At 60.2% G+C, this 13491-nt stretch carries 14 protein-coding genes; 12 read left to right on the forward strand and 2 right to left on the reverse strand.

The features are described from left to right. Positions 1–8: 8 nt before the first annotated feature. Positions 9–1934 (forward strand): TRAP transporter large permease subunit, encoded by a 1926-nt coding sequence (locus tag G7Y51_RS04675; RefSeq protein ID WP_165175218.1) that lies wholly within the window; start codon positions 9–11, stop codon positions 1932–1934. 129 nt (positions 1935–2063) lie between these two features. Next, on the forward strand, positions 2064–2753 hold the full coding sequence (locus G7Y51_RS04680; protein ID WP_165175219.1) for a DsbA family protein: 690 nt from the start codon (positions 2064–2066) through the stop codon (positions 2751–2753). A gap of 102 nt (positions 2754–2855) precedes the next feature. Here the strand turns inward: G7Y51_RS04680 and ggt are convergent, their stop codons facing one another. Both ggt and G7Y51_RS13875 read right to left on the reverse strand, forming a co-directional pair. Next, entirely contained in the window at positions 2856–4517 is a 1662-nt protein-coding gene (ggt, locus tag G7Y51_RS04685; protein WP_165175220.1) for a gamma-glutamyltransferase, read from the reverse strand. A gap of 784 nt (positions 4518–5301) precedes the next feature. Next, entirely contained in the window at positions 5302–5436 is a 135-nt protein-coding gene (locus tag G7Y51_RS13875) for a hypothetical protein (protein WP_277424681.1), read from the reverse strand. Between the two features lie 425 nt (positions 5437–5861). On the opposite strand from G7Y51_RS13875, the gene G7Y51_RS04695 reads away from it, so the two are divergent. The 10 genes from G7Y51_RS04695 (at position 5862) to G7Y51_RS04740 (ending at position 13487) form a co-directional block, all read left to right on the forward strand. Then, positions 5862–7112, forward strand: coding sequence for a helix-turn-helix domain-containing protein (locus G7Y51_RS04695; protein ID WP_165175222.1), 1251 nt, complete (start codon positions 5862–5864; stop codon positions 7110–7112). Between the two features lie 10 nt (positions 7113–7122). Continuing rightward, positions 7123–8064 (forward strand): DotH/IcmK family type IV secretion protein, encoded by a 942-nt coding sequence (locus tag G7Y51_RS04700; protein ID WP_165175223.1) that lies wholly within the window; start codon positions 7123–7125, stop codon positions 8062–8064. A 9-nt stretch (positions 8065–8073) separates the two neighbouring features. Next, entirely contained in the window at positions 8074–9183 is a 1110-nt protein-coding gene (locus G7Y51_RS04705; protein WP_165175224.1) for a DotG/IcmE/VirB10 family protein, read from the forward strand. A 6-nt stretch (positions 9184–9189) separates the two neighbouring features. Then, a complete protein-coding gene (locus G7Y51_RS04710; RefSeq protein ID WP_165175225.1) occupies positions 9190–9672 on the forward strand; it encodes a hypothetical protein in 483 nt (160 codons plus the stop codon). A 4-nt stretch (positions 9673–9676) separates the two neighbouring features. Then, a complete protein-coding gene (locus G7Y51_RS04715) occupies positions 9677–10183 on the forward strand; it encodes a hypothetical protein (RefSeq protein WP_165175226.1) in 507 nt (168 codons plus the stop codon). A 12-nt stretch (positions 10184–10195) separates the two neighbouring features. Next, complete coding sequence (locus G7Y51_RS04720; RefSeq protein ID WP_165175227.1) at positions 10196–10585, forward strand: hypothetical protein; 390 nt, start codon at positions 10196–10198, stop codon at positions 10583–10585. A 15-nt stretch (positions 10586–10600) separates the two neighbouring features. Beyond that, entirely contained in the window at positions 10601–11308 is a 708-nt protein-coding gene (locus G7Y51_RS04725) for a DotI/IcmL/TraM family protein (RefSeq protein ID WP_165175228.1), read from the forward strand. Next, positions 11308–11778 (forward strand): hypothetical protein, encoded by a 471-nt coding sequence (locus tag G7Y51_RS04730; protein WP_165175229.1) that lies wholly within the window; start codon positions 11308–11310, stop codon positions 11776–11778. Before G7Y51_RS04725 ends, G7Y51_RS04730 begins: the two co-directional genes overlap by 1 nt. Positions 11779–12195: 417 nt before the next feature. Continuing rightward, a complete protein-coding gene (locus G7Y51_RS04735; protein ID WP_165175230.1) occupies positions 12196–12393 on the forward strand; it encodes a hypothetical protein in 198 nt (65 codons plus the stop codon). Next, positions 12390–13487 (forward strand): hypothetical protein, encoded by a 1098-nt coding sequence (locus G7Y51_RS04740; RefSeq protein WP_165175231.1) that lies wholly within the window; start codon positions 12390–12392, stop codon positions 13485–13487. The genes G7Y51_RS04735 and G7Y51_RS04740 overlap by 4 nt, the downstream gene beginning before the upstream one ends. Positions 13488–13491: the final 4 nt, after the last annotated feature.

The following is a 13491-nucleotide window of genomic DNA, read 5'->3' on the forward strand; positions in this document are numbered from 1 at the left end:
AGTGAGCCATGTCTTCAACCTGCCGCAAATTTTTGCGTCTGCTTGACGCGGATCTGGAAAAGCCGTTTCTGGTCATCGGCCTGCTCCTGATGATCCTGATCATCACATATCAGACGCTCTACCGTTATTCGATCACCCAAATGCTCGTGCTGCTGGACGCCCCGGCATTTGTCGCCTGGTTCGGCGCGTATCTGCCCGTTGCCAAAATCAGGGAAACCGTCTCCAACTGGGTGGGGCTCTCGGTCTGGTCCGAGGAAACGGCCCGCTATCTTTTCATCTGGATATCCTATCTGGCCATTCCCCTGGCCATCCGCCGGCGCAGCAACATCCGGGTGGACATCATTTATGATCGGCTTTCGCCCCGTGTGCAGGGCATAAGCTGGATCGTGGTGGATCTCTGCCTGCTGGCCCTCAGCGGCTTCATGACCCTGGAGGGCCTGGAGCACGTCCGCATGCAGCTCGCCATGCCCCAGATGACCGCGGCGCTCGGCATTCCCTATGCCATACCCTATCTGATCCTGCCGCTGGGCTTCGGACTGATGAGCCTGCGCGCGCTTCAGGACATTGCGGATCAGCTCCGCGTCACGGCCTGGCCGGACGCCCTGGCCGGCATAGCGTTCACCGCGCTGCTGTTCGCGCCGGTCTTTCTTTTTGAGGATGTGAACGCCATTGCCCTCTTGTTCGGCTATTTCATAGCCCTCTTGCTGATCGGCGTGCCCATCGCCTTCAGTCTGGGCATTGCGGGCCTGATGACCGTGCTCGGCGCGGGAACGCTGCCGGTGGACTATCTTGCTCAGGTGGCCTTTACTTCCATCGACAATTTCCCGATCATGGCGATTCCTTTCTTTATCGCCGCCGGGGTGTTCATGGGCGCGGGCGGCCTTTCGCGCCGTCTGCTGGCCCTGGCCGACGAGCTGGTGGGCGGACTGGCCGGAGGCATGGCCCTTGCCAGCATTGCCACCTGCATGTTTTTCGCGGCCATCAGCGGTTCGGGCCCGGCCACGGTGGCGGCCATCGGGACTCTGACCATCCCGGCCATGGTCGAGCGCGGCTACGACAAGCTCTTTGCCGCCGCGGTGGTGGCCGCGGCCGGGGCCATCGGCGTGATGATCCCGCCGAGCAATCCCTTTGTGGTGTACGGCGTGGCCGCCCAGGCTTCCGTGGGCAAGCTCTTTCTGGCGGGCATCACGCCGGGCGTGCTCACCGGCCTGGCCCTGATGGTCACCGCCTATGTCATCGCCCGCAAAAACGGCTGGCGCGGCGAATCCCGGCCGCGCAACCTGAAGAGCGTGACGGCCGCCGTCTGGGATGCCAAATGGGCCTTGCTTGTGCCGGTCATCGTGCTGGGCGGCATCTACGGCGGCCTGATGACGCCCACCGAGGCCGCGGCCATTGCCGCCATGTACGGCCTGCTGGTGGGGCTGTTCATTTACCGCGAGCTGAACTGGCGCTCGCTCCGGAAATGCTGTGTGGAATCCGCGCAGACTTCGGCCGTGATCATCATGCTGATGTCCATGGCGACTATTTTCGGCAATGTGATGACCCTGGAGCAGGCGCCAGAGCGCATTGCCTCGGCCATCCTCAACCTGACCGCCAACAAGATCGCCATCCTGCTGCTGATCAATGTGCTCCTGCTCTGGGTGGGCACCTTTATGGAGGCCCTGGCCGCCATCGTGATCCTCACGCCCATTTTGCTGCCGCTGGTCACCAAAGTGGGCGTGGATCCGATCCACTTCGGCGTGATCATGGTGGTCAACCTGGCCATCGGCTTCGTGACGCCGCCCGTGGGCGTGAATCTCTTTGTGGCCTGCGGCATCACCAAGCAGAAGATCGAACTGGTCTCCAGGGCCGCCATGCCTTTCATTCTGACCATGCTGGCGATCCTGCTGCTGGTGACCTTCTGGCCGACGCTCTCGCTCTATTTGCTGCAATAGAGCCTGTTTGGGAACCTGTCATGATCCCCGGCGCGCGGCCAGGCGCGGCATGCCGGGGATCTCCCTTTCAAGTTCCCGGCATTGGGCGTATACTCTCGGCTGCTGCGCATGGCGCGGGAGGAAAACGGCATGGCGAATTTTTTGTATCTCTCGGATGTATTCTGCCCGTGGTGCTATGGTTTCGGGCCTGTGCTCGAGCGCCTGTGCGCGGAGCACCCGGATCTTCCGGTGCGCGTGCTTGGCGGGAACCTTGTGCCCGAACCTGTGAGCCTCGCGCAACTGCAGGAAGATTCTCCCAGCTTGCGGGATTTTTTTATCCGCCTGGAAAAAACCACGGGCAGGCCAGTGAGCGCGTTTTTGCGCCTTTTGGAACGCAGGCCGGACCTCTGCCTGCACTCCCCGGCAATCTCCGTGCCTCTGGCGGCCCTGAAGCGCCTTGCGCCGGGTCAGGCTCTACAGCAGATGGAAGCTTTTCAGGAGTCTCTCTACGGCCGGGGCGAGGATGTGCTTTCCCGTTCCGTGCAGCATGCGCTGGCGGCGCGCTGGAATGTGCGCGCCGCGGACTTTGATCAGGCTCTGGCCCAGGACGCCACGCAAGAGCAGGCCCGCTGCGAGGCAGAGGAAGCCGCCGCGCTGATGGGCGAATTGCGCCTCTATCCCACGCTTTTTTTGGAGCAGGGCCAAAAGCGGCTGCTGCTGGCCCGCGGCTATGCGCCCTATGCCACGGTAAAGAAGGCGCTGACCGCCGCTCTGGCGGGCACGAGCGACCAGGCGGCGCAAGGCGCGGCCTGCGGCCTGGACGGGCAGGGCTGCTGCTGAGAGCCTTGCGCGGCCGGCGCGCGATTCGTCACGCCTGCGCGCCGGGATCGCGGCGCTGCAGCTCTCGGAGCTTTGTGGGCATGGCGTCTCTTCTGAAAATACTTACTGCGCGGCCGCCAACCCGTCCCCCCGCAGATCCGCGGCGCCCTGAAGCACGCCGCTCTCGTGGCGCAGAATGGCTCCGGCATGGCCCATCGCCTCGCTGTAGTCTTCCACAGAGCGCACCACATGCCCGCGCTCACGCAGGCTTTGGGCCACGCTCTCCGGGATGCGCCGCTCCAGCTTGAGATCATTGGACGGCGCGCCCCAACTCCGGCCCAGCAGCCAGCGCGGGGCATTGACCGCCTCCTGCGGCGTCAGGCCGAAATCCACAATCCGGGTGGTCAGCGCGGCCAGGGTCTGCGGCTGGCCCTGGCCGCCCATGCTGCCGTAAATCAGTCGCGGCGTGCCGTTTTTCAGCAGCATGGCCGGGCTCAGGGTGTGCGCAACGCGCTTGCCCGGCTGCAGGCAATTAACCTGCGCCGGGTCCAGGGAAAAGGCGCAACCCCGGTTCTGCAGCAGAATGCCCGTCTCGCCGGCCACCATGCCCGATCCGAATTCATGGTAAATGCTCTGGAGCATGGAAACCGCATTGCCTGCCGCGTCTGTCACGCCCACCCAGACCGTGTCCCCGCCGGGCGCAAGGGGCGGCAGAGGCCCGGCGCTGCGTTCCGGGCTGATGCGCGCGGCCAGTTCGCGCCCGTATGCGGGCGAGAGCAGGCGATCCGTCGGGATATGCGTAAAGTCCGGGTCGCCAAGATAACGGTCGCGATCCGCCGCGGCCGCGGCCGTGGCTTCCACCAGCAGATGATAGTAGTCGGCGCTGCCTTCGCCCAGGGCGCGCACATCCATCTGATTGAGGATATTCAATATTTCCAGCGTGGTCAGGCCCTGGCAGTTGGGCGGCGGCGTGCAGGCCTCATAGTCGCGGTACGGCACGCGCAGCGGGTCTTGCCAGTCGGCATGGTGATCGGCCAGATCGCCCACCGTGAGCAGGCCGCCGTGCAGCATCATGGAGTCCGCAATGCCGCGGGCCGTGGCGCCGTGGTAAAATTCGTCGGGCCCGTTTTGCGCCAGACGCGCCAGCGTGCGGGCCAGATTCTCCTGCCGCAGCACCTCGCCGCAGGCATAGGCGCGGCCGTCTTCCCTGCAGAAAATCTCGTTGAAGGCGGTGAACTGATGCAGGCTGCGCCCCGGCCCCTGGTTGCTGGTATCCAGGGCCAGCCAGTAAGCCAGGGACGCGCTGACCGCAAAACCGTCTTGGGCGTAGCCTTGGGCCGCGTCAAGCAGTTGCGCCCAGGTCAGGGGCGAGCCCAGGGAGGCTTTGCTCAGCGCAAAGGCCTCGCCCCAGCCGGAAACCGCGCCGGGCACGGTGTTCACGGCCATATAGCCGCGCTGGGGCACGGCTTTGAAGCCCCGCAGGGCATAGGCCTTCGGCGTGGCGGCCGCAGCGGCCCGGCCGCTGCCGTTGAGGGCCTTGAGCTCGCCCTTGGCCGCGTCGTAAATCAGCCAGAAATTGTCGCCGCCAAGGCCGCACATGTGCGGATAGACCACGGAGAGCACAGCAGCCGCGGCAATGGCCGCGTCCACGGCTGTGCCGCCCCGGCGCAGGATGTCCAGCCCGGCCTGTGAGGCCAGGTAATGAGGCGTGGTAACCATGCCCCGCAGGCTCTGCGGGTTGATGGCGGCGGAAGCAGTGGCAGCGTAACGGCAGGTCGTGCTCATGCAAGTTCTCCGGCGGCCCGGGCCGCGCGTTGTGCCGCATGCGGGCGATCCCGGCGGCCGGATGAGGGAATGTTTGCTGAAGGCATTTACGCCAGCATAGCCCAGTCCGCGCGCCGCGTAAACCCGTGGGCAAGCGTGCCGCCTGACCGCCAAAGGCAAAAGACAAGATCGGGAACACTCCCCGTCAATCACAGGAGAAAAAAAGCATGCGCATCACAGGCAGCCACCTGAAGGAAATCCGACAGGAGTTTGCCCACCTCAAGCCCGCCGTTATCACGCTGGACTAGGGTCAGCCCCCATTAAGCCATGCAAAGCCGCCTTTTTACGTCCGGCGGCGTTGCAAGGTCAACAGTGACCTTGCGGTATGTGTGATATCCGCTGACAAATATCCTTTGTCAGCCAAAACACTGGTCTAGACCATAGCCAACTACCTGCAGCAATGGCAAAAATCTCAAGTCCCCGGAACTGCGCATCCGCAACTTCGAGTAGACCGCTCCGACATCCAAGCAAAAAACCTGCCAAAGCTCACTTTAGAGCATTTTGCTTTTGAAATTATTCAATTTCAAAAGCGGCGCCGCCATCATTTCGCGTCCAGGCTTCAGCCGTTGCGACGAAGGAAGCTACGGATGAAGACAGCAACTGGTTACTGCGGCAGCCAGCCAACGCAACCGCTGTCGCTATCCGTAAGCAAGCAAAGCTTGCTAACGGCTACCGCAACGCGGTCTGGACGCTCATTCGGCGCGGGCGTCCGCTCCCGCGGCCGCCAGAGCAATTTCAAAGTCACTCACATATAAATCCCTGGAGTGCCCTCACGATACATTTTCTTTAATTTCATATAGATATAGGAAAATCCCGGAGCCTGACTCTGACGTTTCATGCCCTGGAGATCCCCCGGTTGATTATCCATTTTCTTATCCATTTTTTTGCCTTCTTCTTCATTTTCACCATAAGTTACTGATAGTTATTGAAATCAGAAAAAAATCCCAAAAAAATAAAATTTTTTGGGATTTGAGCGCGTTTTTTATCCGCAATGAACTCCTCCCGGCCATGTGTCTCGCGGCATGGTCGGGCGGAGTTTTTTTCATATACGGCATACCTCTCCGTCCTCCTTCCTTTCAGAAACTCCCACATAGCCGGTCTCCTCCGCTCAAGCTCCGCTGTCTTGGGACGGCGTGCCTTCCAGGTGCCCGCCTGCGGTGATCGTGATGCCCACGTTCAGGCCATCATCGTCAACTCTCCCCATGATCCTCTCTGGGGAAAAGGCCGTCCAGAGAAAGCCAAAAAAAGCCGCTGAGCGGCAACTCAACGGCTTCATTGCAGAACTGATGTTCTTACGCATGTGACGTGAGAACAACGATAGCCGGAAGGTTCCTCGTTGTCAACAACGAATCTGCTGTTTTTGTCTTTTTCCTGGGCAAAGAGAAAAAAATGAAAACTTTTTCGCCAAAAGGAAAGATTCACGGCCCGATTCTACCTTTGTTTGTCTTGCAAAAACCGATCACGTTTGGAGCAAAGGCCATGTACGCGATCTTATGCGATTATGCCGCCGAAAAAGACCATTGCTGGCCGTCTCAGGCTACACTTGCCAAACGCCTGTCATGCAGCATCAGCAGCATCAAAAATTACCTTGGCGAACTTGTCAGAGAAAAGCTCATTTCCATCAGGCGTGAGCAATACCGTTCTTCCGTTTATTATCTCTTGCGGCCTGAGGAACTTGTCGAAAAACAAGAGACAAAACTTGCCCACAAGCAGTCAGAATCTGGCTGTCATGAGGCAAAATCTGGCTACTTAACCAATCTTAACAAACAACGAAAAGAAAGAAACTCCCCCCTTTCCCCCCATGCGTGGGGAGAAATGGCGGCAAGTCCTGTCCGCCGCACGCTCGGAGCGCCTGCGGCGGGGGGTGTGTCTTCTCCCTTGCGTGATTTTGAAAATACCTGGGCCTTGTACCCCAAAAAGGAGGCCAAGGGCTTCGCCCGAATGGCCTGGCTTACACTTCTGCGAAGCGGCCAGCTTCCGGCGCTCCCGGAACTTCATGCCGCGATACGGCGATTCGCGAACTCAAAAAGCTGGCAACGCGAGCAGGGACGCTTTGTGCCACAAATGGGCAACTGGCTGCGCGGACAACGCTGGCTTGATCCATTTCCTCCTGCGGAGCTGGCCGAGGCGGCACAAGATCAGTCTACACTTCAAGCTCTTCGTGCCCTCGAAGAGCGGGAACAGCGCCTGAAGGAACAGCAGAAAGCAAAAAGAGCGCGACTGCGGCCCTTGTTCGATGCCTTTGCGGCGGAGTTCCCGCCCATAGCCAATGATGCCATGCCGTTTGGCATCTGGCAGTACTTGCATTCCCAGAATCGTGCGCCCTCGGCAGCCGATGTTCCACCAGACAATCCCCTCGGCATTGTCGAGTTTCTGAACGAGTTCAAACGCCGTCGTCAGACGCCGAATTTCCTCACGAAACATCAGCCGCTGAACGCCCGGCGCGAAGCCGGAACTCCCCGCCGTTCGGTGGGAGACATTTTGAGGAACCTGTCTGTCCCGCGCTTTTTCCCCGGAGGGGAACAACCCGAGTGCACCGCAATCGCTCACGCATAAAGGATTTGTCGTGAAAAAAACAGTGTGTCTTCTGGTGCTGGCGGCACTCTCCGGGCAACCCGCCCTGGCCAGTGAGCCTACGCCGCCCGCAACGAATCAGCAAACCGTTGTTCTCGGACAGCCGGAACTCGGAGCGCCAAACTCCGCACCTGGGGAAAAGAAAGAGGACGCGCAAGCCCTGTTTGAAGAATCCTTGCGGCAGATGATGCCGCTGGATCAGGGGCAGATTCAGGAATACCGCGAGCGGTCGGCTCAGCGTGAACGCGCTCTCCTGCCGGTGTCCCCTGATCTGAACACGCGCACGGTAAGCGTATCTCTTGAGCCGGGTCATTCGCCTGTACCGATATTCACCACGGCCAATATTGCCACTTCGCTGGTGTTCCATGATTCCACGGGGCAGCCCTGGCCCATTACATCCGTAACCAACGGTGGGCCTTCCTCCTTTCAGGTGCTGCGGCCCGACTTGCCTGATGGGAATCTGCTCAATGTCATGCCCACACAGGGCTACGCCACGTCCACTATTGTGGTGACGCTGGAAGGCCGGGACATGCCGCTGGTCATCAGGCTGGAGTCGGATTCCGTGCGCTCGCCGGAGCGCAAGGCGGACGCGCTTGTCCTGTTCCGGCTTGCCCATCACGGCCCGAAGGCCAGTGTTCCCGTCCTCAAGGACATCAGGGAAACGACGGATTCCTCCATGCTGGCCTTTCTTGACCGGGTTCCGCCGGAGGGAGCTGTGCGGATTCGCATGGAACCGCGATCTGAAAAAGTCGGCATCTGGAAATACAACGGCAAGCACTACATCAGGACAAGCAACTCCCTGATGTGGCCAGCCTGGAGCGCGGTAGTCAGCGGCGCGGGCAATACCCGCTGCTACGAGACGCCTGCCACAACGCGCATCATGCTCTCCGTCAACGGTCAGATTCAGACTTTTGTCCTGAGCAGCGGTCAGTAAGGGGTAAACATGAACCTCACCAGCACGGAAAAAAAGCGCCGCGTTATCATGTTCGGCCTGTTGGGGACGGCGCTTGCGGTTGTGGTTGTTTTTGCCGCCTTTGTGGTCTTCACGCCGGAAAAGCCGTCTTCCAGCGCCAGGCTGGTTTCAGCGCGATCCGAATCCATTACGGGACGGGCGGGCGGCGAAGGCTCTGATGAATACAACGACAAGCTCAAAAAGCATGATGCCCGGCAAGCCGATGCCGCGCTTCAGAAAGGCGAAAGTTTTGTGCCCACGCCTGTGGGACAGCGGAGGCCCGTGGTCGTGAAGAAGGAAGACACGCGCCCGGCCCCGCCGCCTGTCGTGCCGGTGCGTACTACTCCTGTCCGTACTCAGGCAACGGACAACGCCATGCTCAAGCGAATGATGGAGGATTTGGACGCCCTGGACACCAAACTGTCCGCCGTTGCCGTGGGCGAAGGCAAGATTGTCTATCTGCGCGAGTTCTCCGAAGAAGCTCCGGCGGCCACGCCTGTTGCGGCAATACAGGAAACAGCACCGCCCGCGAACACGCCAGAATCCGTAACGCTCAAGCCGGGCGATCTGCTCTATGCCATCATGGATGTGAGCGTGAACTCGGATGTGCCGTCCGCCGTGCTGGCCACAGTCACCTCCGGCGCATACCGCAACGCGCGGCTGATGGGCGGCTTCCAGCGGCATGACGAACGCCTTGTCCTGGCCTTCAATCGCGCGGTTCTGCCCTCCGGCGAAACCGTCCAGCTTGAAGCCTACGCCGTTGACCCGTCCACTTCGGAAGCCTCGGTCGCCAGTTCCGTGAATACCCATTTCTTCAGCCGCTGGGGTGGCCTTATCGCGTCCGCCTTTCTTGAGGGACTGGGCAGCGCCAAGCGGTACAGCGGCGCGCAAAGCACCATCTACGGCTACGGCAATGACGCTACGGATCAAATGGTCTGGAACGAATATAGTCTCAGCGATCAGGCATGGATAGCCGCCGGAAAGGTGGGCGAAAAGGCCGGGAAAATCTTTGAAAAGGGCTTTGACCGTCCGCCGACCGTCCGGCTGGCAAGCGGAACGCCCGTAGGCGTCCTCGTCGTCAACGTCAAAAAGGAAAAGTGAATCGTTATGCCAGCTGACTGCTACTTCATTATTACCGACCAGAACATGTTTCCCATTTTATTGGGAATTGCAGGCGTATTTATCCTTTTGTCGTTTCTCGCAACGCAAAGCGACAAATGGAAGCGTATGTATACAGAGCTTCAATTCATAACATCTGATGAAATCATGGAGATGAAAAATGTCAATGTAAGGCAGGCTGCTGAACTTCTGTATCTTCAGAAAGAAAATAGTGAACTGCTTGAATACAAAATGAAATACAAAAATGCCGAATATGACCTGAAACATATTGAAAAACTGAAATTTGCGGCATCAGTGGGCAATGTAGCCATATTGGCCGCACAAGGCATGACTCAGGCGCAAATAGCATCGCTCCTTGGCCTGTCACACACTCAGGTTCATACGCGATGCAAGAAATTCCGGATCAAAACCTGTGGCATCCTCAAGAGAGAACAACGAAAGAATGCCGCAGAAAACGAACGCAGCAGGTAACGACATGGACAATTACGTCGCCAATGTCATCCCGCATGTGCAGCAATGGTGGCCGGTGCTTGTCCGGCTGGCCTATCTGGCAGGGCTTGTCTTTGCCGTGATTTCACTGGGGCAGGCCATCAGTCACAAACACCGCTTCAACCGCTCCACAGCGGTCTGGACGTTCGTCTGCGCCGTACTGCTCCTGAACCTGCCCGCGCTCATGGATTCCCTCTCCATGACGGTTTTCAATCAAAGTTCCGAGCAGTCATTGAGCTACAGCCCGCCGTCTTCGCCCGGTTCCGTTTACATCCAGTTTGCGGTGTACGCCATTGCCACAGTCGGGTTGATCGGCATTGCGCGGGGGCTGTGTCTCATGCGCGACACGCCCAATCAACCCGCGAACCTCAGTCGGGGCATCGTCCATCTTTTCGGCGGAATACTCGCCGTCAATCTCGTCGCCTTCCTGCGCGGCATCGGAGCCACCATAGGAGGCGATGTGCAAACATATATAGCCAGGCTCCTTGGCTAATGGAGAAAAACCATGGACATCGACAAGAATACCTTTTCCATATCTTCCATCCGCCTCACCGCCGCTTTCATGGGCATGGCCTCCGTCTGGCTGTTTGCGCCCGAAATCGTGCAGGCCGCCGTGACCTTCGGGGAAATCGGCCAGAACATCGCCGACAACTCCAAGGGGGTCGCCAGGGGCATCACGATGGCGGGCTATACCGCCGGAGTGGGCATGGCCGCGTGGGGAACCGTGGACATGTATAAAGCTGTGAAAAATCAGGGGCAAAGCACCTATGCGGGCGGCCTGACCAAAGTGATCATCGGCGCTCTGGCGCTCGGCCTGGGAGAACTCCTCGGCTCCGGTTCCGCCACCCTTTTCGGCTCTGACCAGACCTCCGGCATGGATGAACTCGGCCTGTAGGCGTGAGGCGATGAAATGAGCATCTTCAACAAACGAAAAGACGCCCCGAAGCCGCAGGAGCCGGAACAGGGCATGAACGCCATTCATGCGGAACCGCCCGCCCCGGATGCCGCCGCCGTCATCGGCGGTCTGGACTGGTACAGGACGCAGTTTCGCCGTTCCATGAAGCTCTCGCTGTGTCTGGTCGCGGCGCTCTGCCTGAGCGTTTCCCTCTCGGCGCTGCTGCTCCTGAACCAGCCGAAGCCGCGCTACTTCGCGGCCACGCCGGACTTGCGGCTCGCGCCGATGGTTCCGCTGGATCAGCCGCTGCTGACGCAGGAGGGGCTGCTGACCTGGGTCTCAAGCGCCATTACCGGAGCCATGTCGCTCAACTTTCTGGAATGGCGGGAAAAGCTGGAAAGCATCAGGCCACACTTTGAGGACGAGGCGTTCAAATCCTTCCTCGCTTCCCTGCAAGGTTCCGGCATCCTGGACATGATCCGGGACAAACGGCTTTCCGCGTCCGCTGTCGCCACGCGCGCGCCGGTCATCATCGCTTCCGGTCTGGTGGGCGGCAGGGCCACATGGAAAATCGAGTTTCCCCTGATTGTTTCCTACGAATCCAGCCAGGGAGTGGAAAGCACGCAAAAACTTCTTGCAACTGTCCTTGTCCGCCGCGCGTCCACGGCAAAGACGCCGCGCGGCGTAGTCATTCAACAAGTGGTGCTGAAAAGGGATTCCTGATGCTTGATATGCTGGTCAACGGCGTGGATCGCGGCGTCCGTGCCCTGTCTGAAGCGTTTGCCGCGCCGGTTCACAGCTATTGCAGACTGGAAACCGTGGACAACGGCGTTCTGGTGGCCGATGACGGCAGTCTCATCAGTCTCATGCGGCTGGAAGGCTCCCTGGTTCATGTCGGCGAGAAGGAATACGCGGGCATTATTGCCGGTTTGACGGAAAAGCTGCAATCAACGCTGTCCAAACCGGGCCATGTCCTGCAAGTCGTCTTTGAATATGACCCGGAAAGCAGCGGGGAACGGATTGCCGGGCTTCTTGAGCCGTCGCGCCTGACGGCCAAAAACCTCGGCCTGCACATCGGCCCGCTGCTGGAGGATTGGGGTCATGCCCTGCAACGCTACTGCGCTCTGGAAACATGCCGGATCGTGCCGTGGAAAACTTGCGCGCGCTGGATTTGGAAGGCGTATGCTGCGTAAAATTCCGTATCTGCCTCTGCACCTGGGCCTGTGTGCGGGAAAACGAGCAGGAAGCTCATCTTCTGCTCAGGCGTCGTGTCGCGGAACTCTCCAAGGCGGTTCAGGGCTGGGGAACGTGCGATGTGACGGAAGCACTCGGCGATCCGCTGCTCGGTTTTACCGCGACCCTGCCCGGCCTGATGCCGTCCAGTCCGGCCCCGATTACGGCCGCGCCGCTTCAGGACGCCATCGGCATGTGGCCCTTGCGTTCGGCTTCTCCGTGGCGGGAAGGCAGTCTTTTGTTCCGCACTCAGGACGGCAAAATCATGCCGTTCGCGCCGAACTCCTCGGAACAGGCCGCGTGGATTGATTTGGGTGTCGCGCCGATGGGCGGGGGAAAGTCCGTTTTCCTCAACGCCATGAACTTCCACGGAAGACGTGGCTATCCGCAACAATCTCTATCAGCGCCTGGGGCCGTCCGAAGCCTTGCGGCGGCTGGCTGCGCGTTTTCCGGGCGGTTCGGCCAAGGCCGAAGTGGAACGCCGCAGGCGCAAGGTCGAAGACCAGAGCGACGCCGATGAGGAAGTCGTCAACGTCATTCTGGAAATTGCCCATGAAATAGCGGGGGAACAATGAAAAAGCTCTTTTTTGCCCTGGCCCTTGTCCTGCTGCCGGTTTCGGCCTGGGCCGGAGGCTGCGGCTGCGGTTCCGTCAGAGCCATTGTCACGGCAGCGAAGTCCGAAACCATTCAGGCGGTCAACGCGCACACGGCGGCGGAAGCGCAGGCCATCCGCTCGGAAATCCTGCTGGCCGCGCAAAACATCATCGGCACGCTGAAAGCGGAATCCGCCACCATTGTGCGGGCGCTGGTCGCGCTCAAGGAGAGCAATGCCGCCGCCCTCAAGGGGCAGGCCGTGGCGGGCGAGGCCATGAAAACAGAGGACATGTACGGCAAGGCCGCGCAACCTGCCGGACTGTGCGGGAGCAGTTCCCTGGGCGCGGGCATCCAGCTCGGCGCTCAGGCCGGCCAGGAAATCCACGCCGCCATGCGTGAAAAGCAGCTTGAACATGCCCATACGCCCAAGAAGCCGGTGGAATTTCTCCAGCGTGTGCTGGCGGATGATCAGCCTACGGAAAAGGAGACTCTGGCGGCTCTGTTTCCGCTTCAGACCACGTTGACCGAAGATCAGGTGGCGCAGGCGCATGAAGTCATAAAGACGCTCGGCAATCCCCGCCCGCTGCCGGTGGTGACGGAGGAACAGAAGAACACGCCCGCCGGGCAGACCTACGCGGCGGCGCGAAAAATCCATGAGGAGCGGGTGGCTGCGGTCATGGAATCACTGAACAACCATGTGGTCTATCACGCGCCCACCTTGCCGGATGACGTGACGGCCTGGGCGGAAAATCAGTGGTCGGAAGCGGGCGGGAGCGGCACGCCGCCCGGCATTGTGAACGGCAGGCTCTCGGAAGCAGGGCTGTACAAACTGCTCTCGCAGATGCGCGTGGGCAATCCCAACTGGTTCGCGCAAATCGCCTCCGCAACGGATGCCGGCCTCTTGCGGGAGCTGGTCATCATGCAGGCGTTTCAACTGGAACTGACGCGCAAGAATACGGACTTGCTGAACAGGCTGACCGTCATCGCCTCACTGGACTATCTCACATGCATGGAAGGCACGACGGGCAAGGAAATGGATGACCTCTACACGCGCATGGTCGGCGCGCAACAGTAGGGGG

Source organism: Desulfovibrio sp. ZJ369 (assembly GCF_011039085.1).
Classification (GTDB): domain Bacteria; phylum Desulfobacterota; class Desulfovibrionia; order Desulfovibrionales; family Desulfovibrionaceae; genus Desulfovibrio.